Source organism: Stutzerimonas stutzeri SDM-LAC, assembly GCF_000235745.1.
GTDB classification, from domain to species: domain Bacteria; phylum Pseudomonadota; class Gammaproteobacteria; order Pseudomonadales; family Pseudomonadaceae; genus Stutzerimonas; species Stutzerimonas stutzeri_H.
In genome coordinates this window covers 12,970-39,491 of record NZ_AGSX01000070.1, presented here as the reverse complement: position 1 = coordinate 39,491, position 26,522 = coordinate 12,970, and the positions used below count along the sequence as shown (strand labels likewise).

30 protein-coding genes are annotated in these 26,522 nt (G+C 60.1%); 3 read left to right on the top strand and 27 right to left on the bottom strand.

All coding sequences use genetic code 11. From position 1 onward, the window contains the following. Position 1 precedes the first annotated feature (1 nt). The 6 genes from PSTU_RS0108570 to ccmA all read right to left on the bottom strand — a co-directional run bounded on the left by PSTU_RS0108570 (position 2) and on the right by ccmA (position 4,823). Positions 2–1,975, bottom strand: a complete 1,974-nt coding sequence (locus tag PSTU_RS0108570) for a heme lyase CcmF/NrfE family subunit (RefSeq protein ID WP_019340633.1) — start codon at positions 1,973–1,975, stop codon at positions 2–4. Then, complete coding sequence (gene ccmE, locus PSTU_RS0108565) at positions 1,972–2,439, bottom strand: cytochrome c maturation protein CcmE (RefSeq protein ID WP_019340632.1); 468 nt, start codon at positions 2,437–2,439, stop codon at positions 1,972–1,974. The genes PSTU_RS0108570 and ccmE overlap by 4 nt, the downstream gene beginning before the upstream one ends. Continuing rightward, the gene (gene ccmD / locus PSTU_RS0108560) at positions 2,436–2,612 is read right to left on the bottom strand and encodes a heme exporter protein CcmD (RefSeq protein ID WP_019340631.1); all 177 of its coding nucleotides are present in this window, start codon (positions 2,610–2,612) and stop codon (positions 2,436–2,438) included. Before ccmD ends, ccmE begins: the two co-directional genes overlap by 4 nt. After that, positions 2,609–3,364 (bottom strand): heme ABC transporter permease, encoded by a 756-nt coding sequence (locus PSTU_RS0108555; protein ID WP_019340630.1) that lies wholly within the window; start codon positions 3,362–3,364, stop codon positions 2,609–2,611. The genes ccmD and PSTU_RS0108555 overlap by 4 nt, the downstream gene beginning before the upstream one ends. 155 nt (positions 3,365–3,519) lie before the next feature. Continuing rightward, complete coding sequence (gene ccmB / locus PSTU_RS0108550) at positions 3,520–4,191, bottom strand: heme exporter protein CcmB (protein ID WP_019340629.1); 672 nt, start codon at positions 4,189–4,191, stop codon at positions 3,520–3,522. Continuing rightward, the gene (ccmA, locus tag PSTU_RS0108545) at positions 4,188–4,823 is read right to left on the bottom strand and encodes a cytochrome c biogenesis heme-transporting ATPase CcmA (RefSeq protein WP_019340628.1); all 636 of its coding nucleotides are present in this window, start codon (positions 4,821–4,823) and stop codon (positions 4,188–4,190) included. The genes ccmB and ccmA overlap by 4 nt, the downstream gene beginning before the upstream one ends. Positions 4,824–4,949: 126 nt before the next feature. Here ccmA and PSTU_RS0108540 point away from each other — a divergent pair, with 126 nt between their 5' ends. Both PSTU_RS0108540 and PSTU_RS0108535 read left to right on the top strand, forming a co-directional pair. Then, complete coding sequence (locus tag PSTU_RS0108540) at positions 4,950–6,473, top strand: flagellar hook-length control protein FliK (RefSeq protein ID WP_019340627.1); 1,524 nt, start codon at positions 4,950–4,952, stop codon at positions 6,471–6,473. Continuing rightward, complete coding sequence (locus tag PSTU_RS0108535; protein ID WP_019340626.1) at positions 6,470–6,793, top strand: EscU/YscU/HrcU family type III secretion system export apparatus switch protein; 324 nt, start codon at positions 6,470–6,472, stop codon at positions 6,791–6,793. Before PSTU_RS0108540 ends, PSTU_RS0108535 begins: the two co-directional genes overlap by 4 nt. Here the strand turns inward: PSTU_RS0108535 and PSTU_RS0108530 are convergent. From PSTU_RS0108530 to flhA, 15 genes are all read right to left on the bottom strand, one after another. Beyond that, positions 6,774–7,214 (bottom strand): rhodanese-like domain-containing protein, encoded by a 441-nt coding sequence (locus tag PSTU_RS0108530; protein ID WP_029404682.1) that lies wholly within the window; start codon positions 7,212–7,214, stop codon positions 6,774–6,776. The two genes, PSTU_RS0108535 and PSTU_RS0108530, sit on opposite strands and share 20 nt — an antisense overlap. A 149-nt stretch (positions 7,215–7,363) precedes the next feature. Beyond that, entirely contained in the window at positions 7,364–7,777 is a 414-nt protein-coding gene (locus tag PSTU_RS0108525) for a DUF2802 domain-containing protein (protein ID WP_019340624.1), read from the bottom strand. 3 nt (positions 7,778–7,780) lie between these two features. Beyond that, positions 7,781–8,260: a chemotaxis protein CheW gene (locus PSTU_RS0108520; protein WP_019340623.1), complete on the bottom strand. Its 480-nt coding sequence runs from the start codon at positions 8,258–8,260 to the stop codon at positions 7,781–7,783. An 85-nt stretch (positions 8,261–8,345) separates the two neighbouring features. Next, a complete protein-coding gene (locus PSTU_RS0108515) occupies positions 8,346–9,170 on the bottom strand; it encodes a CheW domain-containing protein (RefSeq protein ID WP_019340622.1) in 825 nt (274 codons plus the stop codon). Between the two features lie 86 nt (positions 9,171–9,256). Next, complete coding sequence (locus tag PSTU_RS0108510) at positions 9,257–10,045, bottom strand: ParA family protein (RefSeq protein WP_019340621.1); 789 nt, start codon at positions 10,043–10,045, stop codon at positions 9,257–9,259. A 90-nt stretch (positions 10,046–10,135) separates the two neighbouring features. Beyond that, entirely contained in the window at positions 10,136–10,963 is an 828-nt protein-coding gene (gene motD / locus PSTU_RS0108505; protein ID WP_019340620.1) for a flagellar motor protein MotD, read from the bottom strand. Positions 10,964–11,103: 140 nt separating this feature from the next. Continuing rightward, a complete protein-coding gene (locus PSTU_RS0108500; RefSeq protein ID WP_019340619.1) occupies positions 11,104–11,844 on the bottom strand; it encodes a flagellar motor protein in 741 nt (246 codons plus the stop codon). Next, positions 11,844–12,944 (bottom strand): protein-glutamate methylesterase/protein-glutamine glutaminase, encoded by a 1,101-nt coding sequence (locus PSTU_RS0108495; protein ID WP_019340618.1) that lies wholly within the window; start codon positions 12,942–12,944, stop codon positions 11,844–11,846. Before PSTU_RS0108495 ends, PSTU_RS0108500 begins: the two co-directional genes overlap by 1 nt. Positions 12,945–12,993: 49 nt before the next feature. Then, entirely contained in the window at positions 12,994–15,177 is a 2,184-nt protein-coding gene (locus PSTU_RS0108490; protein ID WP_019340617.1) for a chemotaxis protein CheA, read from the bottom strand. 12 nt (positions 15,178–15,189) lie between these two features. After that, positions 15,190–15,984 carry a protein phosphatase CheZ gene (locus tag PSTU_RS0108485; RefSeq protein WP_019340616.1) on the bottom strand — a complete coding sequence of 265 codons (795 nt, stop codon included), beginning with the start codon at positions 15,982–15,984 and terminating at the stop codon, positions 15,190–15,192. Positions 15,985–16,007: 23 nt separating this feature from the next. Further along, entirely contained in the window at positions 16,008–16,382 is a 375-nt protein-coding gene (locus tag PSTU_RS0108480; protein ID WP_172830728.1) for a chemotaxis response regulator CheY, read from the bottom strand. Positions 16,383–16,499: 117 nt separating this feature from the next. Continuing rightward, a complete protein-coding gene (gene fliA / locus PSTU_RS0108475) occupies positions 16,500–17,225 on the bottom strand; it encodes an RNA polymerase sigma factor FliA (protein WP_019340614.1) in 726 nt (241 codons plus the stop codon). Positions 17,226–17,239: 14 nt separating this feature from the next. Continuing rightward, positions 17,240–18,070: a flagellar synthesis regulator FleN gene (gene fleN, locus PSTU_RS0108470; RefSeq protein WP_019340613.1), complete on the bottom strand. Its 831-nt coding sequence runs from the start codon at positions 18,068–18,070 to the stop codon at positions 17,240–17,242. A gap of 91 nt (positions 18,071–18,161) precedes the next feature. Further along, on the bottom strand, positions 18,162–19,439 hold the full coding sequence (gene flhF / locus PSTU_RS0108460) for a flagellar biosynthesis protein FlhF (RefSeq protein WP_019340611.1): 1,278 nt from the start codon (positions 19,437–19,439) through the stop codon (positions 18,162–18,164). A gap of 16 nt (positions 19,440–19,455) precedes the next feature. Then, positions 19,456–21,576, bottom strand: a complete 2,121-nt coding sequence (gene flhA / locus PSTU_RS0108455) for a flagellar biosynthesis protein FlhA (RefSeq protein WP_019340610.1) — start codon at positions 21,574–21,576, stop codon at positions 19,456–19,458. Between the two features lie 204 nt (positions 21,577–21,780). On the opposite strand from flhA, the gene sodC reads away from it, so the two are divergent. Continuing rightward, the gene (gene sodC / locus PSTU_RS0108450) at positions 21,781–22,302 is read left to right on the top strand and encodes a superoxide dismutase family protein (RefSeq protein WP_019340609.1); all 522 of its coding nucleotides are present in this window, start codon (positions 21,781–21,783) and stop codon (positions 22,300–22,302) included. Between the two features lie 280 nt (positions 22,303–22,582). On the opposite strand, the gene flhB is transcribed toward sodC, so the two are convergent. From flhB to fliN, 6 genes are read right to left on the bottom strand one after another with little or no spacing between them, the layout of a single operon-like run. Then, positions 22,583–23,674: a flagellar biosynthesis protein FlhB gene (gene flhB / locus PSTU_RS0108445; protein WP_019340608.1), complete on the bottom strand. Its 1,092-nt coding sequence runs from the start codon at positions 23,672–23,674 to the stop codon at positions 22,583–22,585. A 36-nt stretch (positions 23,675–23,710) separates the two neighbouring features. After that, complete coding sequence (gene fliR, locus PSTU_RS0108440) at positions 23,711–24,490, bottom strand: flagellar biosynthetic protein FliR (protein WP_019340607.1); 780 nt, start codon at positions 24,488–24,490, stop codon at positions 23,711–23,713. Positions 24,491–24,526: 36 nt separating this feature from the next. Then, positions 24,527–24,796, bottom strand: coding sequence for a flagellar biosynthesis protein FliQ (fliQ, locus tag PSTU_RS0108435; RefSeq protein WP_019340606.1), 270 nt, complete (start codon positions 24,794–24,796; stop codon positions 24,527–24,529). A gap of 19 nt (positions 24,797–24,815) precedes the next feature. After that, positions 24,816–25,592 carry a flagellar type III secretion system pore protein FliP gene (fliP, locus tag PSTU_RS0108430; RefSeq protein ID WP_019340605.1) on the bottom strand — a complete coding sequence of 259 codons (777 nt, stop codon included), beginning with the start codon at positions 25,590–25,592 and terminating at the stop codon, positions 24,816–24,818. Beyond that, entirely contained in the window at positions 25,592–26,011 is a 420-nt protein-coding gene (gene fliO, locus PSTU_RS0108425; protein WP_019340604.1) for a flagellar biosynthetic protein FliO, read from the bottom strand. The genes fliP and fliO overlap by 1 nt, the downstream gene beginning before the upstream one ends. A 1-nt stretch (position 26,012) precedes the next feature. Continuing rightward, complete coding sequence (gene fliN, locus PSTU_RS0108420; RefSeq protein WP_019340603.1) at positions 26,013–26,483, bottom strand: flagellar motor switch protein FliN; 471 nt, start codon at positions 26,481–26,483, stop codon at positions 26,013–26,015. Between the last annotated feature and the right edge of the window lie 39 nt (positions 26,484–26,522).

Sequence of the window (26,522 nt, the reverse complement as noted above, 5' to 3'; positions counted from 1 at the left end):
ATCAGGCTCCTTGCTGTGCCAAACCGAGCGCCTCGCGAACACGGGTCCTGACTTTCACCCGATAACGTTTGTCACTCACCGACAGCACGCCACCCAACGACATCATCAGCGCACCCAACCAGATCCAGCGAACGAACGGCTTGATATGCACCCGAACTGCCCAGGCGCCGTTGTCCAGCGGCTCGCCCAACGCCACGTAGAGATCACGGGTGAACCCGGCGTCAATGCCCGCTTCGGTCATTGGCATCTGCTGCACGGTGTAGAGGCGCTTCTCTGGATGCAGCGTCGCGACCTGTTTGTCGCCTTCAAAGACCCGAATGGTGCCTTTATCTGAGGTGAAGTTTGGTCCTTCGAAATGCTTGGCACCGTCGAATACGAAACTGTAACCACCCAGCTGCAGCGACTCGCCCGGAGCCAGGCGCAGGTCACGCTCGTCGCTCTGCTGACTTGTCAGCACCACGCCCAGCGCACAGACCACCAGACCGAAGTGCGCCAGTTGCATACCCCAGTAACTCGGCGCCAGGCTTCGCAAACCTTTCAACAGGCCCTTGTGACGAGTCTTGTCGAGGATGTCACGCACTCCAGCACTGACCACCCAGCCGGCGAGAAGGCAGACCGCCAGAACCGCCCAGTGGAAATCACCAAACAACATCGACCCCAGGCCGCCCAGGACGGCACTGGTTATCAGCACGGGCATTAGCATGCCGATCAGCCATTTGACCGGTGTGCTTTTCCAACGCACCAATACGCCCACGCCGAGCGCAAGCATCAGAGCGCCAACCAGAGGCAGGAACATCGCGTTGAAATAGGGTGGTCCGACCGACAGCTTGGTGTCGGACATGGCGTCGAGCAGCAAGGGATACAAAGTCCCCAGCAGAATCATCGAGGTAGCAACGACCAGCAGAAGGTTGTTAACCAGCAGCAGCGTTTCACGTGACCACAAACCAAAGCCGATCTGGCTCTTCACCACCGGCGCACGCAGCGCGAACAGAGTGAGCGAACCACCGATCACCACCAACAGGAACGCCAGGATAAAGACGCCGCGCGCCGGATCGGTCGCAAACGCGTGTACCGAAGTGAGCACCCCGGAACGAACCAGGAACGTCCCCAACAGGCTGAGCGAAAAGGCCGCGATTGCCAGCAGTACGGTCCAGCTCTTGAATACGCCGCGCTTTTCCGTCACCGCCAGCGAGTGGATCAAAGCGGTACCCACCAACCACGGCATGAACGAGGCGTTTTCCACCGGGTCCCAAAACCACCAGCCGCCCCAGCCCAGTTCGTAATAGGCCCACCACGAGCCCAGCGCGATACCCGTACCCAGGAACGCCCAGGCGATCAACGTCCAGGGACGCGACCAGCGCGCCCAGGCCGCGTCCAAGCGGCCACCTAGCAAGGCGGCAATGGCGAACGCAAAGGCAACTGAAAAACCGACATACCCCATGTAAAGCATGGGTGGGTGTACTACCAGACCGAAGTCCTGAAGCAGCGGGTTGAGATCTCGCCCATCCATCGGTGCTTGCGGCAGCAGCCGCTCGAAGGGGTTGGACGTGACAATCAGGAACAACAAGAAGCCAATGCTGATCAGCCCCATCACACCCAACACCCGCGCAAGCATGTCCTCGGGCAGCTGTCGCGAGAAAATCGATACGGCAAAGGTCCACCCGGCCAGGATGAACGCCCACAGCAGCAGCGAGCCTTCGTGTGCACCCCATACGGCGCTGAACTTGTAGTACCAGGGCAAGGCGCTGTTGGAGTTCTGCGCCACATAAGCAACGGAGAAATCATCCATCATGAAGGCATAGGTGAGGCAGGCGAAAGAAAACGCCAAAAAAGAAAACTGCCCCCAGGCAGCCGGTTGCGCCAACCCCATCCACTGACTGTCGCCCCGCCAGGCCCCAATCAGCGGGAGCGTGCCCTGCACCACGGCGAGGCACAGCGCCAGAATCATTGCCAGGTGACCAAGCTCAGGAATCATTTCGTATCCCCCTGCGCGCTGTCGCTGTAGGGCTTGCTTTTGCCACTTTTCTCCAGCGCTGCGGTGACTTCTGGCGGCATGTAGTTCTCGTCATGCTTGGCCAGCACTTCGTCAGCAACCAGGACGCCATCAGCGTTCATGCGCCCCAAGGCAACGATGCCCTGCCCTTCACGAAACAGATCAGGCAGGATTCCCTGATACTGGATAGTGACCGCTTCGGCATAGTCGGTGACGCGAAACGTCACCGTCAGGGAATCGTTGCTGCGCTGTACCGAACCCTCTTCGACCATGCCGCCAGCGCGAATTCGCGTGCCTTCAGGCGCTTCGCCTGCGGCAATCTGGGTCGGTGTGTAGAAGAGGTTGATGTTCTCTTTCAGCGCGGATAATGCCAGCGTCACCGCGACACCGACGCCAGCCAGAATGGCCAGAATGATGAACAGACGCTTCTTGCGCACAGGATTCACTTCATTTCCTCCCGGCGCAAACGACGCGCCTCATCTTGCAGATAACGTCGACGTGCCATCATCGGCAGCGCCACGTTGAGAACCAGAACCGCCAGGCTGATGCCGTAGGACGTCCAGACGTATAGGCCATGGTTACCCATGCCGATGAAATCCGAAAACGACGAGAAATTCATGATGATTTACCCATCAGTTCTTTCACTTCTGCTTTGACCCAACTGCTTCTCGACTCGCGACGCAGCACCTCGAGGCGCATGCGCATCAGCAGAACCAACGTAAAGAAACAGTAGAAGCCCAGCACCATGACCAGCAGGGGCAGCCACATTTCCAGCGGCATGGCCGGCTTTTCCGTCACGGTGAAGGTGGCCGGCTGGTGAAGGGTGTTCCACCACTCGACCGAATATTTGATGATCGGGATGTTCACCACCCCGACGATCGAAAGCACTGCACAAGCCTTGGCTGCACTGTCGCGATTGGTGATGGCCTGGCCCAAGGCAATGATGCCGAAATACAGAAACAGCAGGATCAGCATCGACGTCAGGCGTGCATCCCAGACCCACCAGGCGCCCCAGGTGGGCTTGCCCCACACCGCACCTGTGACCAACGCAATAAAGGTCATCCAGGCGCCAATGGGCGCAGCTTGCTGCAGAGCGACATCGGCCAGCTTCATCTTCCACACCAGCCCGACCAGCCCCGCCACCGCCAGCATCACATAGATGGACTGCGCCAGAAACGCTGCCGGAACGTGGATATAGATGATCCGGAAGCTATTGCCCTGTTGGTAATCCTGAGGTGCGAACGCCAACCCCCAAACCACCCCGACTCCGACCAGCAGCAATGCCGCCCAGCCAAACCACGGCAGCCAACGACCGCTGATGCCATAGAACCATTTAGGCGAACCCAGCTTGTGGAACCATGTCCAGTTCATAGAGCCTGCCTCACGCCCGCTATGTATGCCGATACTGCGCCGAAACCGGGCAACCGGCGCTTGTTCGAGATCATGGAACCCATCGTTGCGATAACCGCTCGTCTCGCCTCGGCCAACCGCGTTCCGCTACTGGATAGAAACATTCTGCCAATCCGTCATTCGCCGACGCTGATTCTCAGGCCGGCCGCTATTGCAAAGGGTGTCAGAGTAACTGCCAGGGCAGTCAGGCTGGAAAGCCATAATAGATAACCGAGCGCAGGCAGCCCCTGCAGCGCTGCCTGCAATGCTCCACTGCCAAGGATAAGCACGGGTATGTACAGGGGGAGAATTAGCAGCGCCAACAACAGCCCGCCTCGCTTAAGCCCAACGGTCAAAGCCGCTCCGACCGCGCCCAGCAGGCTCAGGACCGGCGTACCCAGCAGCAGCGACATCAGCAACACCGGCAACGCGCTGAACGGCATACCCAGCATAAGGCCCAGCAACGGCGCCAGCAGCACCAGCGCCAGGCCAGAGAACATCCAGTGTGCCAGCACCTTGGCGAGCACCAGAAGCGCCAAGGGGTGCGGCGAAACGACCCACTGCTCGAGCGAGCCATCCTCGAAATCACTGCGGAACAACCCATCCAGCGAAAGCAGCACGGCCAACAACGCGGCGACCCAGATAAGCCCCGGTGAAATGGTCTGCAACAGCTGAGTCTCGGGGCCGACCGCCAGGGGAAACAATGCGATGACAATGGCGAAGAAGACCAATGGGTTGGCCAGCTCCGCAGGCCGCCGGAACAACAGTCGGCTTTCGCGAGCCAGCAACAGGGTAAAGACGTTGCTCATGCGGCTCGCTGCCCCAGATCGATTTGGCGGAAGCCCGCCGGCATTTCAACGAGCGAATGATGGGTGGTCAGCACAACCATACCGCCTTGCTCGCAGTGAGTGGCCAGATGCCGCTCTAGCTGCGCCACGCCGCCTTTGTCGAGCGCCGTGAAAGGCTCATCGAGAATCCACAGGGGCGGCGGCGACAGATATAGCCGGGCTAGCCCAACCCGGCGCTGCTGGCCGGCGGAGAGTGTATGACAGGGTACATCCTCGAAACCGCGCAACCCAACGGCATCAAGCGCCTGCCAGATAGCGTCACGCGACGCTGGCTGATGCAATGCGCACAGCCAGGCGAGGTTTTCTTCAGCGCTCAGCAACCCTTTGATGCCTGCAGCATGACCGATCCACAGCAGGTTACGGGCCAGTTCGCCGCGCTGGCTTTCCAGCGTTTCACCCTTCAGCAATACCTCCCCGGAGGTCGGCTGCATCAACCCGGACAGCAAACGCAGCAGGCTTGTCTTGCCGCTGCCGTTGGGGCCGGCGATCTGCAACATTTCACCTTTGACGATCTGCAGGTCTAACCTCTCGAAGAGCAGGCGCCAGTCTCGCTCGCAGGAAAGCGCCACAGTTTCTAGAAAGGGGCTGGACACGCTAGGGCTACCTCAAGATGAAAGGAGCCCGGCCGCTACATGCTCGGGCGGGCGGCGGAATTATACATGCCGAACCCGGGCGCCAAAGACCACAATGTAGAAAGGTTGTAAGAGCATTTAAGTAAGATGACCGAGATCAAAAGCACCCAGGCAATTCCCGCGACCGGCCCCTCTCGGCCGGCAGTGGCGTCGGCTGAGCTGGCGTTGAAATTGCTGCAGCCGATGCAGGGATTGCTTGCCGCTGGCGAGAGTGCCGAGGCGGAAGTCATCAATATCAAGGAGGCCCTGCAAGGCTTTCAGTTGACGCTACGCCTGACCCTGACCAATGGACGACAGGCAACGGTCGACACCGCGAGTTCAAAAGCAGCCACGCCCGGGACCGCCCTGTTCATCACTGCCGTATCCGATTCACGCCTGATAGCCACACTGCAGCCCAACAACCGCCAGCCGCAGAGCAGCATTGACCTTTCGCAGCTGCCTACGGGCAGCGTGGTGCAAGGCAAGGTGACGGCCAGCCAGCAGACCCAGCAGGACGGCAAGACTCTGTTCAAGGTCGCAATCACCCTGCTCAATTCGCCGCTCGCCGGACAGAAGCTCAATGTCGAATCCGCCATGCCGCTCGCTCCGGGCAGCCTGATTACCGCGCGCGTTCAGGGCGACCAGTCACTGGCCTTCTTGCCACTAAGCGGTCGCCTCGATCAATTGATGCTTGGTCAACAACTGACCGCACAGCACAGCCGCCAAGGCTCGATCGAAGGGCTGCTCAGTGCGCTCACATCCAGCTCGGCATTGCCGGACCCCTTACGCGGGGCAGCCGAGCGACTGCTCGGGCTGGTGCCGAGCATGCAACAACTTGGCGATGCCAAGGCCTTGGCGCAGGCGCTGGCGCGCAGTGGGGTCTTTCTAGAAGGCAATCTCCTGCGCGGCGAAGCAAGCGATCTACCGACCGACATGAAGGCCACACTGCTCCGCCTGATTGCGCAACTACCGGGCCTACCGGGTGGAGGACCGCTAGGCGCGGCGCAAGCAAGCGCAGGCCTCGGCCAGGCGCTGCCGGCCTTTGCCCGCAATGCGCTCGGAGCGCTTGGCCAGCCCAATTCGCGCCAGTTGGCGCAAAACTTCCCGTTATCGAACCGGTTATTGCCGAGCGCCGATGAAGAAGCCGATCTCGAACTGTTGCTCAAGCTAGCCGCGGCGGCCGTATCGCGGCTACAGACACATCAACTGTCTAGTCTGGCTCAGACCCAGACCAGCCCGGACGGCACCCAGGTTACAACCTGGCAGCTCGAGGTGCCGATGCGCGACCAGCGCGATATCGTTCCGTTGCAAGTGAAATTTCAACGCGAAGACGAGCCTCAGCAAAACCGCAAGGAAAAACCGGAAACGTTGTGGAAGGTAGAGCTCGCGTTCGACGTCGCCCCCCTCGGCCCGTTGCAAATTCAGGCACAGTTGCTACAGGGCAGTCTTTCGAGCCAGATCTGGGCCGAACACAGCGGCACTGCCGAGCTGATCTCGGCGGAGCTCGGGCATCTCCGTCAGCGGCTGATCACGGCCGGGCTGAATGTCGGTGAGCTGGCCTGCCGGCAGGGAACGCCGCCACAAGGACCACGCACTTCGCTGGATCAACGCTTCGTAGATGAAACCGCATGACTGCCCAGACACCGCGCCAAGCCATTGCACTTACTTATGACGGCGCCACCGCACCGACCCTGTCAGCGAAAGGCGACGACGAACTGGCCGAAGCGATACTGGCAATAGCCCGCGAACACGATGTGCCGATCTACGAGAATGCCGAACTGGTGAAATTGCTGGCGCGCCTGGAGCTGGGCGATGCGATTCCGGAAGCGCTTTACCGCACCATTGCCGAAATCATCGCCTTTGCCTGGTACTTGAAAGGTAAATGCCCAGCGGGCTTTGGCCGTGACAAAGAAACATCGGCGATTCCGCGACTCAATGGGCCTGAGCATTGAGCGTCGCGAGGCCGTCGATCTGGTCTTTTTCCTGCGGAAAATCAGCCAACATCCAGGCGAAATAGCCTTCACGGAAATAAAAAACCTGCTGGTAGCCCCATTCGACGGCAAGGCGAACCGCCTCAGCACTGACCGGACAGACTTCGCTATCGCAATAAACGACCAGCGGCACGCTTCTTGGCCATTCGGAGCGTGACAGCCCAACGAATTCACGCGCCAGACTCATGTGCACCGCACCCTCAACGTGCCCCCAGCTCCATTCGCGCCTGGGGCGCACGTCTATGAACACCGCACCCAGCGCATGAAGCTGCCGAGCCTGATAAACATTGATGGTCATCGCACCATCGACCTCCGCCGGCGCTTCCGCTGCAAAAACCCACGCGGGGCTCGTCAGCAGGCACAGCATCAGAATGCGCAGCATCACATCCTCCTCGCCCTTGAAGGCACAGGTCGGCACCAGACATGGCGACACCTTGTCCAAGTTGGAGGAAGCAATAGTCATATCGTTCACTGCCACGGTCGGCGGGCCGACGTATTGGCAGCCGCGCTGCGACGCTGAAGTTCTCGGCGCTAATCGGGCTCGCGGCGGGACTGATGCAACTTGCGCATCAATTCGGCTTCAGATTGGGACAACCCGCAGGACTGCGTCAGATCATCGACGCTGGCGCCCATACCGACCAGCTTGGCCGCCTGGGAAAAAGAGAAATTATTGGGATCACGCTGTTCGAGCTGACCCAGCTTTTCGGGCAACGGGGCAACGATGCGCGACAGCTCGTGCAGATCCTTGCCCATCCGAACGTTGCTTTCGAGGTAATTATCCAGCCGCGCGCCGAGCGCCTTGATGCGCTTGTCACGGATAGCGTCTTCGTGCGCTTGCGCTTCAGCCTGCTGGCGCTGGCGGCGAAACAGCCAGATGCAGCAACCGAGCAATGCCAGGCAGCATAAGGCAAGCGCAACGACCGCCGCTACCAGCGACGCAATCATGCTTTAGATGCTCTCAAGTTCCGCCCATTCTTCTTCGCTCATCATCTTGTCCAGTTCGACCAGAATCAGCAGCTCATTGTTCTTGTTGCATACGCCCTGGATGAATTTCGCCGACTCATCGTTACCAACGTTCGGTGCGGTTTCGATCTCCGACTGGCGCAGGTAGACCACCTCGGCAACGCTGTCGACGAGAATGCCGACCACCTGGCGATCAGCCTCGATGATAACGATACGGGTGTTGTCCGATACCGGCGCCGTGTCGAGACCGAAGCGCTGACGCGTATCGATCACTGTAACGACGTTGCCACGCAGGTTGATGATGCCCAGCACATAGCTGGGCGCACCCGGCACCGGGGCGATTTCGGTGTAGCGCAGCACTTCCTGGACCTGCATCACGTTGATGCCATAGGTCTCGTTATCCAGACGGAAGGTTACCCATTGCAGGACCGGATCATCGGAACCCTGTGCGGAAGTCATCTTCATAGCCCCACCTCTTCATGTACCGCACTGGCGGTTGATTCTATCGGTTACTCGGGGCGCTTGCGTGCCCCTCGGTTTGTTCAATTGATTACGACGGGACGCCCTTGAGATGTCGGGTCGCGCCGCTGGCGATCAGCTCGGCGAGCGCGGTTACGTCCACCAGCGCACACATGTGGTCAATCACCGTCCCGGCGAGCCAGGGCCGCTGCGTGCGCTGCGTGCGCCACTTCACTTCTTTGGGGTCCAGACGAATCGAGCGGCTGACCTGATGTACCGCCAGCCCCCATTCATAACCCTGCACTGAAATCACGTACTGAAGTCCGTCGCGGAAATCGTCGCGATAGCGCTCGGCCATGACCCAGCGTGCTGTGTCCAGAACCTTCAGATTGCCAGCCTGGCTCGGCAAGATGCCGAGAAACCAGGCAGGCTGGCCGAAAAGAGGCGTGAGTTCCTGCCCGGCAAGCGGATAGATCGAACCGAGACTGACCAGCGGCACCGCCAGCGTCAGCCCGGCCACATCGAACAACAAGCACTCGAACGGTTCCTCGCCCCACTCCGGCTGGCTGTTCGGCATCGCTGGCGGGCCGTTCGGCGCCTGCGCCTGCAAGTCAAAAACGGCAATCGGCTCGACCGGCGCAGGCGGTGCATCCACCGGTGATTCGGGGGGCAATTCGAGCAACGCCTGCGCCTCGGCAACTACCGGAACGGCAATGGCTTCGGGTTCAGGCGGAGCAACCGGACGTAGCGCCACGACCCGCTGTGTATCGCGCTGCTGCTCCTCGAACACGGCCGCCTGAAACTCGTCCGGGCTGACCGATTCGGCCAATTCCATGACGGCATCCTGCAGAAGCGCATCGAGATACGACTGCAGCGTCTGTTGCGATCGGCTTTCTTTAAGAACGGTACGACTCATGAAACCAACTCGTGCGAACCCACTGGATAGGCTATCGGCCGCACCCATGGCGAACTTGAACGGCGAACGCGGCCGTACGTCGTCATTCAGGCCACCTCTGGCGAGGCTTGCGCCGCCAACAATGTTTTCAGCAGTGCACGGTAGGCGAGTACGCCCCTACTGCCAGAATCGTACTGGGACGGCGTGAGGCCGGCACGGCTGGCGTCACGCAGACGTGTATCAATCGGAATGAAGGCTTGCCAGAGGTGCTCCTGATAGCCTTTGCGCAAGACTTTGAGCGTGTTCATCGAAGCCTGGGTGCGGCGATCGAACATCGTTGGCACGATGGTGTAAGGCAAGGCCTGCCGACGCGATCGGTTGATCATGCTCAGCGTACTGACCATACGCTCCAGGCCCTTCATGGCCAGGAACTCCGTCTGCACCGGGATGATCAGCTGCTGACTGGCGGCCAACGCGTTGACCATCAGCACGCCCAGCAGCGGTGGGCTGTCGATAATGGCGTAATCGAAATCCTGCCAGAGCTGCGAAAGACTCTTGGCAATGACCAGGCCGAGGCCGTTCTGGCCCGGAGACTGGCGCTCCAGCGTCGCCAGTACCGTGCTCGACGGCAGCAAGGAAAGGCGCTCATGGCTGGTCGGCAGCAGCAATTGCCAGGGCAGACCTTCGGGAACGGTACCCTGATGCTGGAACAAGTCGAAAACGCTGTGATCGAGGTTGTCCGGATCATGCCCGAAATAGCTGGTCATCGAGCCGTGGGGATCGAGATCCAGCGCTACGACCCGCTTGCCGGAATCGGCCAGCAAACCAGCAAGTGCAATGGACGTAGTGGTTTTCCCCACCCCGCCTTTTTGATTGGCTACAGCCCAGACTCTCATAACTCTCTTTCCATCCGGATCGAACCAGACCGGGACCGGCCGTCTCGGCGTTAGCCAACGACGGAGAATTGACGATGCCGCGAGGGGCACCTAACCATCAGAAGGAACAGCACGTTGTGTGCCAGCTTGCGAGGCTTCCGTCACAGGCTGGGCATTCCCGCTTCCCACACCGCTGACGCTGCGGCGGACGTCGAGATTGCGTGAAATGACCAGAATCACACGGCGATTACGTGCCCTGCCTTCGGCGGTGGAATTATCCGCGATGGGCTGGAATTCGCCGTAACCCACCGCCGCCAGGCGTGCCGGGTCGACACCGTCCGCAGCCAACATCCGGACCACACTGCCAGCACGCGCCGCCGACAGTTCCCAGTTGGTCGGAAAATTCGCCGTATTGATAGGTAGATTGTCGGTGAAGCCTTCAACGTGAATCGGATTATCGAAAGGTGCCAGAATCCCGGCGACCTTTTCCAACAGGGCGAACGCATGGTCATTTGGCAATGCTTCGCCGCTGGGAAACAGCAAACTCGAGTTCAGCTCGATTTCGACCCAGAGTTCATTGCCGCGAACCGTCAGCTGATTGGAGGCGATCAGATCGGCAAAAGCCGCCTGCATGCTCTGCATGATGCTCTGCAGCGGATCGATTGGCTGCTGCGATGATTGCGGCTCATCGATCTGGGATGCGTCCGGCTGCGTGGTACGTGGCCGCTCTTCGCCGATGGGAATGGGCTTGACCGCGCGGTCGACCTGATTAAAAACGCCGACCAACGAATCGGACAGGATCTTGTACTTGCCCTCGTTGAGCGAGGAGATCGAGTACATCACCACGAAGAACGCAAACAGCAGCGTGATGAAGTCGGCATAGGACACGAGCCACCGCTCGTGATTCTCCGGTTCTTCGTGGGAGCGGCGGCGCGCCATGATCAGATCAACTCCAACCGAGAGCGGCGATGAGCAGGCTCACCGTAGCGGAACTGAGGCAGAGCGTCGTGGATAAAGCCTTTGCCATGTTCATTTCCAGATCCGCAGCGCGAAGCATGCGCAGCGTTGCCGATGAGTTATCAATCGAGGAAACCCTGGAGTTTCATTTCGATTGAACGCGGATTCTCTCCCTCGGCAATCGACAGAACACCTTCAAGTAACATTTCGCGGTAAGCGGTCTGCTTCTGCACCACGCTTTTGAGCTTGTTGCCCATCGGCAACACCAGCAGGTTGGCGAAGGCCACGCCGTAGATGGTGGCAACGAATGCAACCGCAATGCCGCTACCCAGCTGACTGGGATCGGCCAGATTACCCATGACATGAATCAGCCCCATCACCGCACCGATGATGCCGACCGTGGGCGAGTAGCCCCCCATGCTCTCGAATACTTTCGCCGCCCGTAGATCGCGAGTTTCCTGCGTGTACAGGTCAACCTCGAGAATGCTGCGAATCACTTCCGGCTCAGCCCCATCGACCAGCAGCTGCAAGCCTTTGCGTGCGTAAGGGTCAGGCTCCGTTTCGGCGATAGGCTCAAGCCCAAGCAACCCTTCCTTGCGCGCCGTGGCACTCCAGCCCGTGACCAGGCTGATTCCGCGAACCATATCGATACGCGGCGGAAAGAATATCCAGCCCATCACCGACATCGCCCGCATGAAAACCGCCATCGGCGTCTGCAACAACACCGCCCCGAGTGTGCCGCCGAGAACGATAAGCGCGGCCGGCCCGTTGAGCAGCGCCGAAACATGCCCGCCTTCGAGGAAATTACCCCCGACAATGGCGACGAACGCGAGCACCAGCCCAATCAGGCTGAGTACATCCATCAGAGGCACGCCTCGCTCAAGTGGCGACCGATGTCATCGAGCCCGTAGACGGCATCGCTGAGGTTGGCCTTGACCACTGCCATCGGCATGCCATAGATGACGCAACTGGCTTCGTCCTGAGCCCATACCTGGCTACCGCTCTGCTTGAGCATCCTCGCCCCTTCGCGGCCGTCCGCACCCATGCCGGTCAGTACAACCGCCAGTACCTTGTCGCCGAAGGCCTTGGCAGCAGAGCCGAAGGTAACGTCCACACAAGGACGGTAGTTGAGTCGCTCGTCACCCGGCAATATGCGCACCGCGCCGCGTCCGTCGACCATCATCTGCTTGCCTCCGGGCGCCAGCAGAGCCAGGCCCGGCCGCAGCAGATCACCATCTTCGGCTTCTTTGACGCGGATCTTGCAAAGCTTGTCCAGACGTTCGGCGAAGGCTTTGGTAAACGCAGCCGGCATGTGCTGGATCAGCACGATAGGAGCTGGAAAATTGCCGGGCAGCTGCGTCAGTACGCGCTGAAGCGCCACCGGCCCACCGGTCGAGGTACCGATGGCAACCAGTCGGTACGATTTGCGCCGAGGTGCCGGAGTCGGTGCCGCATGGATTGGCGCGGCAGGCCTCGCATGGGATGCGCTACCCAAAGAGGCGCCAAGCGGGCGCACCGCCTGGGGCGTGGCAACCGGAGCGCTAGCAGTGCTGCTGAAACGGCGGTTGCTGCGCGAGATGCTATGCACCTTCTCGCAGAGCAACTGCTTGACCTTGTCCGGGTTGCGCGAGATGTCCTCGAAGTTCTTTGGCAGAAAGTCGACGGCACCCGCATCCAGCGCATCGAGCGTGACCCGTGCGCCTTCGTGGGTAAGCGAGGAGAACATCAATACCGGCGTTGGGCAGCGCTGCATGATCTGCCGGACGGCGGTAATACCGTCCATCATCGGCATCTCGTAATCCATGGTGATGACGTCTGGTTTCAACGCCAGCGCCTGGTCGATCGCCTCGCGCCCGTTGGTCGCGGTTCCGATCACCTGGATATTCGAGTCTGAAGAAAGGATCTCCGATACACGACGGCGGAAAAAGCCGGAATCGTCCACCACCAGGACCTTGACTGCCATAAAACAACTCCTAGCGACAGCGGTCCGTGAAGACACCGCTGGCTACTGATCAGATCCGGCGCGCGTAACGCTTGAGCATGCTCGGGACATCCAGGATCAAGGCGATACGACCGTCGCCGGTGATAGTCGCACCGGACATTCCCGGAGTGCCCTGTAGCATCTTGCCCAGCGGCTTGATTACCACCTCTTCCTGCCCAACCAACTGATCGACGACGAAGCCGATACTCTGATTACCGACGTTGAGTATCACCACGTGCCCTTCACGCTGCTCCTCAAGCTCGGCGCCGTGCACCAGCCAGCGCTTGAGATAGAACAATGGCAGCGCCTTGTCGCGGACGATCACGACTTCCTGGCCGTCAACCACGTTGGTGCGGGACAGGTCGAGGTGGAATATTTCGTTGACACTTACCAGCGGGAAAGCGAACGCCTGGTTGGCCAACATCACCATCAGGGTCGGCATGATCGCCAGCGTCAGCGGCACCTTGATCACGACGCGCGAGCCCTGGCCTTTGTTGGAAAAGACATTGACCGTGCCGTTAAGCTGCGAAATCTTGGTCTTGACCACATCCATGCCGACGCCGCGGCCAGACACGTCAGAGATCTCCGTTTTGGTCGAGAAGCCCGGCGCAAAGATCAGATTGTAGGATTCCAGATCGCTCAGGCGATCGGCTGCGTCCTTATCGAGCAAGCCCTTCTCAACCGCCTTGGCGCGCAGGACGTCCGCATCCATGCCTTTGCCGTCATCAGTGATCAGCAGCAGAATATGGTCGCCTTCCTGTTCAGCGGAAAGCACAACCTTACCGGTGCGCGGCTTGCCTGCAGCTTCGCGCTCTTCAGGCGTCTCTATGCCGTGGTCCACCGCGTTGCGCACCAGGTGGACAAGCGGATCGGCCAGCGCTTCCACGAGGTTCTTGTCCAGATCGGTTTCTTCGCCGACCAGTTCCAGATTGATCTCTTTTTTGAGGCTGCGAGCCAAGTCGCGAACCAAGCGCGGGAAGCGGCCAAAGACCTTCTTGATCGGCTGCATGCGCGTTTTCATCACGGCACTCTGCAGATCAGCAGTTACCACATCCAGATTGGACACGGCCTTGGCCATGGCCTCATCGGCGCTATTTGAGCCTAGGCGCACCAGACGATTACGCACCAGTACCAGCTCGCCGACCATGTTCATGATTTCATCAAGTCTGGCGGTATCGACTCGAACAGTGGTCTCGGCCTCGCTTGCAGGCTTTTCTGGCGCGGCGGCAGGCTTCGATGCAAGCTCCGCTTTGGCGGGTGCAGCAGCCTTGCTCGCCACAGAGCTGGCCGGCGCAGCCTTTTTCTCAACCGCCGCGGCAATCGGCGCAGGCTTAGCGGCGGGCGCAGCGGCGGCTGCGGCTGGAGCGGCTGCGTCGGGCTCAAATTTTCCTTTGCCATGCAACTGGTCCAGCAGCGCTTCGAACTCATCGTCGCTGATGTCGTCGCCGCTTGCAGCCACGGCTTCGCTAACAGCCTCGGTGGGTGCTGCTGCTACCGGCTCGGAAAACTGGCCTTTGCCATGCAGTTGGTCGAGCAGTGCCTCGAATTCGTCGTCGGTGATCTCGTCGCTGGCAGACGGTTGCGCCGCTGCCGCAGCCGTTGCAGCTGGCGACGTTTGTTGATCAGCCGCGAATTGACCCTTTCCGTGGAGCTGATCAAGCAGTGACTCGAACTCCTCGTCAGTGATTTCGTCAGCGGCGCTAGGACCTGGAGTCTCGGCAGACTCGTCCAGCGCACCCAAAAACTGCTCAAATTCGCTGTCGGCGGTTACAGCAGGCTCGGGCGCAGCCTCGACAGGTGCTTCGGCCACTGGCTCCTGCTCGTCGGCTGGCTCAGCCAAACGTGCCAGCGCTGCCAGCAGTTCAGGAGTCGCCGGGGTTACCTCGGTGCGCTCACGCACCTGGCTAAACATTTCATTGACGGAGTCCAGAGCCTGCAGCACGACATCCATCAATTCCGAGTCGACGCGACGCTCACCCTTGCGCAGGATGTCGAAGACGTTTTCGGCGATGTGGCAGCACTCGACCAGCTCATGCAACTGGAGAAAACCGGCACCGCCTTTTACCGTATGGAAACCGCGAAAAATCGCATTGAGCAAGGCTGTGTCATCGGGGCTGCTTTCCAGCTCCACCAGTTGCTCTGACAATAGTTCGAGAATCTCGCCGGCCTCAACCAGGAAGTCCTGGAGGATTTCTTCATCGGCGTCGAAGCTCATATTTAACTTCCCCTAAAAGCCCAGGCTCGAAAGCAGATCATCGACGTCGTCTTGCCCGGATACGACATCCTCACGTATATCGGCATGCATCTGCGGACCTTCACCATTGGAAGGCTGTTTTTCTTGATTTTTCATTTCCTGCTCGGCGCGCATCGCTTCGCGGTCATGCTGGATACCCGCCACGCGGTCAACCTGGCCGGCCATCAGCACCAGATTCAGCAGGTTGCTTTCGAGTTCGGTGATGAGCCGGGTCACCCGTTTGATCACCTGACCGGTGAGGTCCTGGAAATCCTGCGCCAACATGATTTCGCTAAGGTTCTGCGATAACTGACTGCCATCGCTCATGCTGCGCTGGAGAAACTGATCGATACGCTTGACCAGATCGCGGAACTGTTCAGCGTTCATATCGCGACGCATGAAGCGCTGCCAGTCGGCGGTCAGGCTCTGGGCTTCGTAGCTGACGTAATTCACCAGCGGCGCCGACTCCTCCACTAGATCCATGGTGCGGTTGGCGGCTTTTTCGGTCATTTCCACGACGTAGGAAAGCCGATCGGTCGCGTCAGTGATGGGCGACGGGTCGCCGCCGGTTGCACAAGTATCCATTTCGAGCTTGACGATGGCGTTGTGCAGCTCGCGGGTGAGCTTGCCAACTTCCAGATAGAGCCCGTGATTGCGAGCCTGGTTGAGCTCGTTGAACATCTGCGTGGCTTCGTCGAAGCGGCCCTGTTGCAGACTTTCAATCAACTGGGGTGCATGAGCCCTCAGAGTTGCTTCGAACTCTGCCAGGCTTTGGTCTGCTTGCGTCATAGTGCCCTCGCGGCGGTACTGCTTCAGCCGTTGACGCGCTCGAAGATCTTCTCGATCTTTTCTTTGAGCACTTGAGCCGTGAATGGCTTGACCACGTATCCGTTTACCCCGGCTTGCGCGGCCTCGATGATCTGATCACGCTTCGCTTCGGCGGTGACCATCAATACCGGCAGATGCTTCAGGCGCTCATCAGCACGCACAGCGCGCAGCAGATCGATACCGCTCATGCCCGGCATGTTCCAGTCGGTAACGAGGAAATCGAAACTTCCGCTTTTCAGCATCGGCAGCGCAGTCGTGCCGTCGTCCGCTTCAGCAGTATTGGTGAAGCCCAGATCGCGCAAGAGGTTCTTGATGATCCGTCTCATGGTCGAGAAGTCATCGACGATGAGGATTTTCATGTTCTTGTCCAAGTACACCTCCGTAAACCCGAATCCGAGACCTGCTCACGGTCTGTTTGCGGGCCTCATGAATGAAGCTCGTAAGCGGTCTCTAATGCTTTTGTTGCAAACCGGTCGTTAACGCGCGCGCCACTCGCCAAGACGAGCCCGCAGACGTGCCGCGCACTGACTGTGCAACTGACTCACCCGCGATTCGCTGACGCCCAGTACCTGACCGATTTCCTTCAAGTTCAACTCTTCGTCGTAATACAGCGAAAGCACCAACTTTTCACGTTCCGGCAGGTTACCGATGGCCTCGGCCAACGCCTGTTGAAAACGCTCGTCTTCAAGATCGCGGGACGGTTCCGGATGGGTGCTGGCGGCATCCTCCTCGAACTCCCCGTGCTCGCCTTCGGTCAGCAGATCATCGAAGCTGAACAGGCGGCTGCCCAGGGTGTCGCCCAGAATGCCGTAGTACTCATCGAGACTCAATTTAAGTTCGGCCGCAACGTCCTGATCTTTAGCGTCGCGCCCGGTTCTGGCCTCAATTACCCGAATCGCCTCACTGACCATGCGCGAATTCCGGTGCACCGAACGCGGCGCCCAGTCACCTTTGCGCACTTCGTCGAGCATGGCGCCGCGTATGCGAATACCGGCATAGGTCTCGAAACTCGCCCCCTTACCGGCGTCATATTTCTTTGACGCCTCCAGCAAGCCGATCATGCCGGCCTGCATCAGGTCGTCGACCTGCACGCTCGCCGGCAACCGCGCCAGAAGGTGATAAGCGATGCGCTTGACCAGCGGCGCGTACTGATCGATGAGTTGGTACTGCGAGTCTTTAGCCTGAGCTTTGCTGTAATACATACCGAATCCAGCCGCTATTGTTCGTTAGGCTCTGCGGCGGGCCTGACCAGGCGCTCCACAAAGAACTCCAGATGACCGCGTGGCGTCGCCGGCAACGGCCAGGTATCGACCTTCTGCGCGATGGCCTTGAACGCCAGCGAGCATTTAGCCCGCGGGTAGGCCTCGTAGACGGCGCGCTGCTTTTGCACGGCCTTGCGCACCAACTCGTCGTACGGGATCGCGCCGACATACTGAAGCGCCACGTCGAGGAAGCGCTCAGTCACCTTGGTCAACTTGGCGAACAGGTTGCGACCTTCCTGTGGCGCATGAGCCATGTTGGCCAGCACCCGGAAGCGGCTGATGCCGTAGTCGCGATTGAGCAACTTGATCAGCGCATAGGCATCGGTGATCGACGTGGGCTCATCGGTCACCACCAGCAGCACTTCCTGTGCGGCGCGCACAAAGCTCACCACACCGTCACCAATACCCGCGGCGGTATCGATGATCAGCACATCGATGTCATCACCAATGTCACTGAAGGCCTGGATCAAGCCGGAATGTTGCAGAGTCGATAGCTGCACCATGCTCTGAGTGCCGGAAGCGGCCGGCACGATACGCACCCCGCCCGGCCCCTGAATCAGCACATCGCGCAGGTCGCATTCACCGGCAATGACATCGGCCAGGGTGCGCTTGGTCGTCAGGCCGAGTAGTACGTCGACGTTAGCCAGGCCAAGGTCGGCGTCGAGCAATACCACCCGACGCCCGAGATCGGCCAGCGCCAGGGCCAGATTGACCGACACGTTGGTCTTGCCGACGCCACCCTTGCCGCCGGTCACTGCAATAACCTGTACGGGATGCATACCCATTTTCACACGCCTATCTCTTGCTGGAGCCCTTGGGCCATCGATGCGTTCAGCCCGAACGCGTCTTCTTTGTGTGTCTCACGTCGCAAAGCGTTCATCCGACCTTCCGAGAACCGTTGTACAGATCGGAGAACATGTCAGCCATGGTTTCCTCGCTGGGATTCTCTTCCGATTGCAGACTCACCGCGCGACTGACCAACTGATGGCTGCGCGGGAGATGCAGATCCTCAGGGATACGCGGCCCATCGGCAAGATACGCGATAGGTAGATGCTGGCTGATGGTCAGACCCAGCACATCACCCAGGCTCCCGGCTTCGTCCAGTTTAGTCAGAATGCAGCCCGCCAGCCCGCACCGGCGGTAATTGTGCCAAGTTGCCTTGAGCACCTGGCTCTGGCTGGTCGCAGGCAGGACCAGATAATTCTTCGCTTTAATGCCACGGTCCGCCAGTGCCTCGAGTTGCATCTTCATCATCGAGTCACCGGCCGGCAGGCCAGCGGTGTCGACAAGAATCAGGCGCTTACGGGCCAGCGGCGCCAGCGTTTTGCTCAAGGGCTGACTGGCATCGAGCTGAACAACCGGAACATTGAGAATCCGACCCAGCGTCTTCAGCTGTTCCTGCGCGCCGATGCGGTAGTTATCCATGCTCGCCAGCGCGATGCTTTGCGGGCCGTGCTTGAGCACGTAGCGCGCGGCAAGCTTGGCCAGCGTAGTGGTCTTGCCGGCACCCGCCGGGCCAACCAACGCGATAACGCCACCCTCTTCCAGCGGCTCGACCTTGCTGACCTTGATCGATTGCGCTAGATGCGCCAGCAACATCCGCCATGCCTGGCGCGGCTCCGATACGGTCGAAACTTTTTCCAGCAATGCGCGTGACAGCTCGGCAGGCAGGCCGACGCGCTGCAGGCGGCGCCACAGGCCAGCCTGTTGTGGACGGCGGCTCTGCTCCTGACCCCAGGCAATCGAACCGAGTTGAACTTCGATCAGTTCGCGCAGGCCCTGCAGCTCCGACTGCATCGCTTCAACCGCACGCGAATCGAACGATGGGCTTGTGGCAACCGGAGTTGCCTGGGCAGCCGCAGCGGGCTTTTCGTCAAGCAGCTGGCGATCCTGACCGATCGACCCGCGTGCCGGGCCGCTCATTTCCGCATGGGCGCTTGCAATACGCGCCTGAGTCTTGCGCAGTTCGGCTTCCAGGGCCGGATTCGGCTGCTTCGCCGCCGCCGACTCCATCGGATAATCAAGCACGGCGGTCAACTCGACGCCGCCTGCGACCCGACGGTTTCCCGTGATCACGGCATCAGCGCCCAGCTCGTCACGAATCATCTTCATGGCGATACGCATGTCGGCTGCGAAGAAACGTTTGACCTGCATGGCCTGTAGCCCTCAGTTAATTCTGACCCACCGTCGAAACGATGGTGACCTGCTTGTTATCCGGTATTTCCTGATAGGCCAGGACATGAATGTTCGGTACCGCGAGCCGGGCAAACCGCGACAGCATCGCGCGGACCGGACCTGCCACCAGCAGAATCGCCGGCTTACCTAACATTTCTTGACGCTGTGCCGCTTCTACCAGAGAACGTTGCAACTTTTCGGCCATTCCCGGCTCGAGGAGAATGCCATCTTCCGAGCCTTGCCCAGCCTTCTGAAGACTATTGAGCAATATCTGTTCCAACCTTGGCTCAAGGGTGATCACAGGCAGCTGCGGCTCAAGCCCGACAACGTTTTGCACAATCGCTCGGGACAGTGCGACACGCACCGCCGCCACCATTGCGGCGGGATCTTGACTCTTGGCGGCGACGTTGGCGATGGCCTCGGCAATGGTTCGGATGTCACGCACCGGCACCTGCTCCTGCAGCAGCGCTTGCAGTACCTTGAGCAAGGTCGACAGCGAAATCATCCCGGGCACCAGCTCTTCTGCGAGCTTCGGCGAGCTCTTGGCCAACAACTGCAGAAGTTGCTGAACCTCCTCGTGCCCGAGCAATTCATGGGCATGCTTGTGCAAGATCTGATTGAGGTGCGTCGCCACGACTGTGCTGGCGTCAACCACCGTGTAGCCGAGCGATTGCGCCTGATCGCGCTGACTGGCCTCGATCCACACCGCCTCCAGCCCAAACGCCGGGTCCTTGGCAGCGATACCGTTGAGCGGGCCGAACACCTGTCCCGGATTGATCGCCAGCTCGCGATCCGGATACACCTCGGCTTCCGCCAGGCTTACGCCCATCAGCGTCAAGCGATAGGCATTGGGCAACAGGTCCAGATTGTCGCGAATGTGCACCGACGGCATTAGAAAGCCCAGATCCTGGGACAGCTTCTTGCGCACGCCCTTGATCCGGGCCAGCAGCTGGCCACCCTGATTGCGGTCAACCAGGGGGATCAGCCGGTAGCCGACTTCCAGGCCGACCATATCCACCGCCGTCACATCATCCCAACCCAGCTCCTTGGTCTCGGCAGCCCGCTGGGCGGGAAGCATTTCCTGCTGCTTCTGAACATCCTGCTCGGCCTGTTGCGTGACCTGCTTCTGGCGATGCCATATCCAGTAGGCGCCACCCGCCGCCACCGCACCGAGGCCGAGAAACGACATGTGCGGCATGCCGGGCACCAGGCCCATGGCAATCATGATGCCGGCAGATACGGCCAGCGCCTTGGGCGAGGCGAACATTTGCCGGTTGACCTGTTGCCCCATGTCCTCGGAACTGGTGACTCGGGTCACCATGATGGCGGCGGCGGTCGACAGCAACAGCGACGGGATCTGTGCGACGAGGCCGTCACCGATCGTCAGCAACGCGTACACCTGGCCCGCTTCACTGAAGCTCATGCCGTGCTGCGCCATACCGATGCCGACACCACCGATGAGGTTAATGAAAAGGATCAGCAAGCCGGCGATGGCATCACCGCGGACGAACTTGCTCGCACCGTCCATCGAACCGTAAAAGTCCGCCTCCGAAGCGACATCGACCCGACGCACCTTCGCTTCGGCTTGGTCGATCAGGCCAGCGTTGAGGTCGGCATCGATCGCCATCTGCTTGCCGGGCATGGCGTCGAGGGTAAAGCGCGCGCTGACTTCGGAGATTCGCCCGGCACCCTTGGTAACCACGACAAAGTTGATGATCATCAGGATCGCGAAAACGACGATACCCACGACGTAGTTGCCGCCGATCACCACATTGCCGAAGGCTTCGATTACATGACCGGCCGCAGAACCGCCCTCATGACCATTGATCAGCACCACCCGCGTCGATGCCACGTTGAGCGCGAGACGCATCAGCGTGGCGACCAGCAGAATCGTCGGGAATACGGCGAAATCCAGTGGCCGCAGCGCGTAGACGCTGACCAGCAACACGACGATCGACAAGGCGATGTTGAAGGTAAACAGCAGATCCAGAAGGAACGGCGGCACCGACAACATCATCATGCCCATCATCACCAGCAACAGCAGCGGCACCCCGAGGTTGCCGCGCCCTGCGCCCGCTAGGCCATTGCCGAAATTGATGAGTTGCGTGCGATCCACGTAGACCCCGCCAGACAAGAACAAAGAATTGACGCAAAAACGCGCCCTGTCCGGGCTATAGCAAGAAGGGGTCCAATTTTGTCTTGGCATCGATACCGTCACGCCAAGGCACGCCGGGCTAATCGAACGCGTCTGGGCTGCGGCAGTCAGACAGTCGTCGGGTGGCGTGACGCCGCCCGCCTTCAATCAAAACAGGAGCGTGCTATGAAACAGTGGTTAATCGCTGCAATGGCTAGCTGCGCCGCGGTTGGCGTGCAGGCCGAAACCCTTTCGGTGGAGATGAACAAGGTCAACGACCAGGGCGTTGCCAGCTCTGTCGGCACCGTGAAGATCGAAACCACCGATCACGGATTGATATTTCGTCCCGACCTGTCAGGCCTGAACGCTGGCGCGCATGGCTTTCACGTCCATGCCAATGGCAGCTGCCAGCCCGCAGAAAAAGACGGCAAGCCGGCTGCAGCGGTTGCGGCCGGTGGTCACTGGGATCCGAAGAACGCCGGCAAGCATGGCGAGCCCTGGGGTGACGGCCACATGGGTGATCTGCCGGTCCTGGTGGTTGACGCCGAGGGTAAAGCCAACCAGCCGGTACTGGCACCGCGCTTGAAAAGCCTCGGCGATCTCAAAGGCCACGCGCTGATGATCCATGAAGGCGGCGACAACTATTCCGACGAGCCCAAACCGCTCGGCGGTGGCGGCGCGCGCGTGGCCTGTGGGGTGATCGAGTAAAAGCGACTGGAGGCTAGAGACGCTGCGGCTTTGAGCTTACGAAGCAATAACGGGCTTTAATCGGCTGGTTTTTTACCCGCCTTCGCCACGGAAGGCTGAAGCAGCGCGCCGCCCGCCCCACCCCACAGAACTGCGGCGCGGCAGCGGTTCCGAGCCATATCCCAGGCCGCCGTAGGGTGGGCTCCAGCCCATAGCCTGGCAAGCGGGATTGAACTGTAACGGCAACTACAGCGTTTACGACCTCCTAAACTCCAAGCCTCCTACCCTTATCTGCTCTTACCTATTCATCACGGCGCAAATCCGGCGGAATCGGCAGATTGCTCAACGGATCCGGTCGCTTACCCTTGCCGGAGCGGTACTGACGTAGCTGATAGACGTACGCCAGGACCTGGGCCACTGCGAGATACAGGCCCGCAGGGATTTCCCGATCGAGCTCAGTCGAGTAGTACACCGCTCGCGCCAGAGCCGGGGATTCGAGCACCGTTACCTGATGCTCGTTGGCGATTTCGCGAATCTTCAACGCAACGAAGTCGCCACCCTTGGCCACCAGCATCGGGGCGCCGCCCTTGCTGCCGTCGTATTTCAGCGCCACGGCAAAGTGGGTCGGGTTGGTGATGACCACGTCCGCCTCCGGTACCGCCTGCATCATCCGCCGCTGGGCCGCATCGCGCTGCAGCTGGCGAATCCGCGATTTGACCTCGGGCTTGCCCTCGCTGTCCTTGTACTCGTCGCGCACTTCCTGCTTGGTCATCATCAGCTTCTGCTTGTTGTCCCAGAGCTGGAATGGCACATCCACCGCGGCGATCAAAATCAATCCGCAGGCCATCCATAGCGCACACCAGCCCACCACCTCGGCACTGTGCATGATGGCCAGGTCCAGCGGCTGTTTGGCAATCGACAAGAGGTCGTCCTGATAGGCACTGAGTACCGCCAGCGCCACCAGTAACACCACGAGAAACTTGCCCAGCGCCTTGAGCAGTTCAATGAGTGCCTTGGTGGAAAACATCCGCTTCAGGCCGGGACCGGGGTTCATCCGGCTGAATTTGGGCGCCATCGCCTTACCAGAAAACAGCCAGCCACCCAGCGAGATCGGCCCGATGATGGACACGATCAGCAGCACGATCAGCAGTCGCACCATGGCGCCTTCATCAAGCAAGGTTTCACGGCTGAGCTCGAAGCTGCCCTGCATGACGGCCATCAGGCTGCCCGCCAGGCTGCCACCAGACGCCAATAGACCGCCAATGCCACCCAGCGTCACTGCGACCGTATTCAGTTCGCGGGAACGAGCAAGCTGACCTTTTTCGCGGGATTCACGGATGCGTTTCTCCGTGGGTTCTTCGCTTTTATCGGCGCCGCTTTCGCTTTCAGCCATGCAGGGCCTCCGCCAGCCAGGAGGATGGAATTCCCATCAACGCAACCCGATCAGTTCGCGCAGCATTGCCAGCGCTTCGCTGACGAAGGTCTGGTATTGCGCGAGGATGTCAGCCATACCAATCCAGACGATGACAAGGCCGAGCACCAGGGTCAACGGGAAACCGATCGAGAAAATGTTCAGCTGAGGCGCCGCCCGGGTCATCAGGCCGAAGGCCAGGTTCACCACCAGCAGCGCCGTGATCGCTGGCAGCACCAGCAGCAATCCGGCGCCCAGCACCCAGCCAAGCTTGCTAGCCACTTCCCAGAAGTGATTGGTGCCAACCAGCCAACCGCCGATCGGCAAGGTGACGAAGCTTTCGGTGAGGATCTCCAGCACCACCAAGTGGCCGTTCATTGCCAGGAACAGCAGAATCACCAGCATGTTAAAGAACTGACCGATCACCGGCACCGAAACGCCGTTGGCCGGATCGACCATCGACGCGAAGCCCAGTCCCATCTGCATGGCGAGCAGTTGGCCGGAGACGATGAACACCTGAAAAAACAGCTGCAGCACGAAACCCAGCATCACGCCGATCAGTATCTGCTCAGCGATCAGAACCAGCGCCTGGCCGCTCAACGCCTCGACCACTGGCACCGGCGGCAGCCCCGGTACCAGCACCACCGCGATGGCGACTGCGAGATACAGCCGTATGCGCATCGGCACCAGCTGCGTACCGATGATCGGCATGCTCATCAACAGCGCCGCGATGCGAAACAGCGGCAGCAGGAACTGCCCGGCCCAGGCACCGATCTGCGCATCGCTGAGTTCAAGCACTGGCGAACGCCTTGCGGGAGGCACTGAACATCACGGTTATCCGATGATCAGCGGAATGTTCTGGATCAGGCCCTGGGTGTACTCCATCAACTCGCGGACCAACCAGGGCCCGGCCCAGATCAGCGTCATCAGCATGACCAGCAGGCGCGGCAGAAAACTCAGGGTTTGTTCGTTGATCTGGGTAGCGGCTTGAAACATCGCCACCACCAGACCGACCAGCAGGCTCGGCACCACCAGCACGCCGACGATCATCGCCGTCATCCACAGGCCTTCTCGAAACAGGTCAACCGCAACTTCGGGTGTCATGCGTGTCTCCCAATGGACGCTAGAGCGTGCCGAAGCTGCTCGCGAGCGTGCCGATGATCAGCCCCCAGCCGTCAACCAGTACGAACAACATGATCTTGAACGGCAACGAAATGATCAGTGGCGAAAGCATCATCATGCCCATCGCCATCAGCACGCTGGCGACGACCATGTCGATGATCAGGAACGGAATGAAGATCATGAAGCCGATCTGGAACGCGGTTTTCAGCTCGGAAGTTACGAATGCCGGCACCAGAATGGTCAGCGGTGCAGCGTCCGGCGTCTGGATATCGGTCCGGCGCGACAGCCGTACGAACAGCTCCAGATCGCTCTCGCGGGTTTGCGCCAGCATGAAATTCTTCAACGGCACTTCGGCCCGCGCGATCGCATCCGGTGCGGACAGTTGCTCGTTCAGATAAGGCTGCACCGCCTCGTTGTTAATCCGCTCGAACACCGGCGCCATGATGAACAGCGTCAGAAATATGGTCAGGCCAACGAGGATCTGGTTCGACGGCGTCTGCTGCAGGCCCAGAGCCTGACGCAGAATGGAAAAGACGATGATGATGCGGGTGAAGCTGGTCATCAGCATGACGAACGCCGGGATGAAGCTCAGCGCGGTCATGATCAGCAGGATTTGCAGACTGACCGAATATTCCTGCTGGCCCTCGGCATCGGTGCTCAGCGTGATCGCCGGGATCGACAATGGGTTGTCGCCCTGTGCGATCAAACCACCGGCATCCTGGCCCACGGCGAACGGGGCGGCCAGGGTCAGCACGGCCGCCAGCAACAATCGAAGCATCAGAGCTTGTCCTTATGGTCCCGCCCGAGCAGCTCCATCAGGCGCTGGGCAAACTCCGGGTTGGCAGGCTCGGCGTCCGGCAGATGCACCGGCTCCTCGAGTACATGCAGCGGTGTAATTCGACCGGCGCTGAGGCCGAGCAGCACCTGTTCACTGCCGACCTGGACCAGCACCAGCCGCTCGCGGGGGCCGAGCGCGTGGCTGGAAATCAGCTTGATCGCCTGGTTGCTGCGCGGGTTGAGCTGCTGCATACGACGCAGCAACCACGCCAACAGGAAAATCAGCCCTATCACCAGCAACAGGCCGAGCAACAACTTGGTCATCTGCCCACCCATACCGGTGCTGCTCATGTTTGCAGCCGGCTCGGCAGCCATCGCTGGCAACGCCAGAAACACCGAGAGAAACGCCAGAGTCCGCATGTCAGCGTAGCTTCTTGATGCGTTCGCTCGGACTGATCACATCAGTCAAACGAATGCCGAACTTTTCGTTCACGACTACCACTTCGCCATGGGCGATCAAGGTGCCGTTGACCAGTACATCGAGCGGCTCACCGGCCAGGCGATCGAGTTCGACGACCGAGCCCTGGTTGAGCTGCAGCAGATTGCGGATACTGATTTCTGTACTGCCAACTTCCATCGAGATGGAAACCGGAATATCCAGAATGACGTCCAGATTCGGCCCTTCCAGGCCAGCGGATACAGCGGCCGCCTTCGGGCTGCTACCAAACTCTTCCAGCGGCGCACGGGGCGGCGCGGGGGCCGTCGCCGGTCCCTGGTTCAGCAAGGCATCGATGTCATCCTGATTGGCGTCACCGGCTTCAGCCAGCGCCGAAGCCCATTCATCCGCCAACGCCTGCTCTTCAGCGGAAGTATTTTCGTGTTCGTCTGCCATCGCTAATCCTCGACCGGCGGGTAATTGAATAAAGACTGA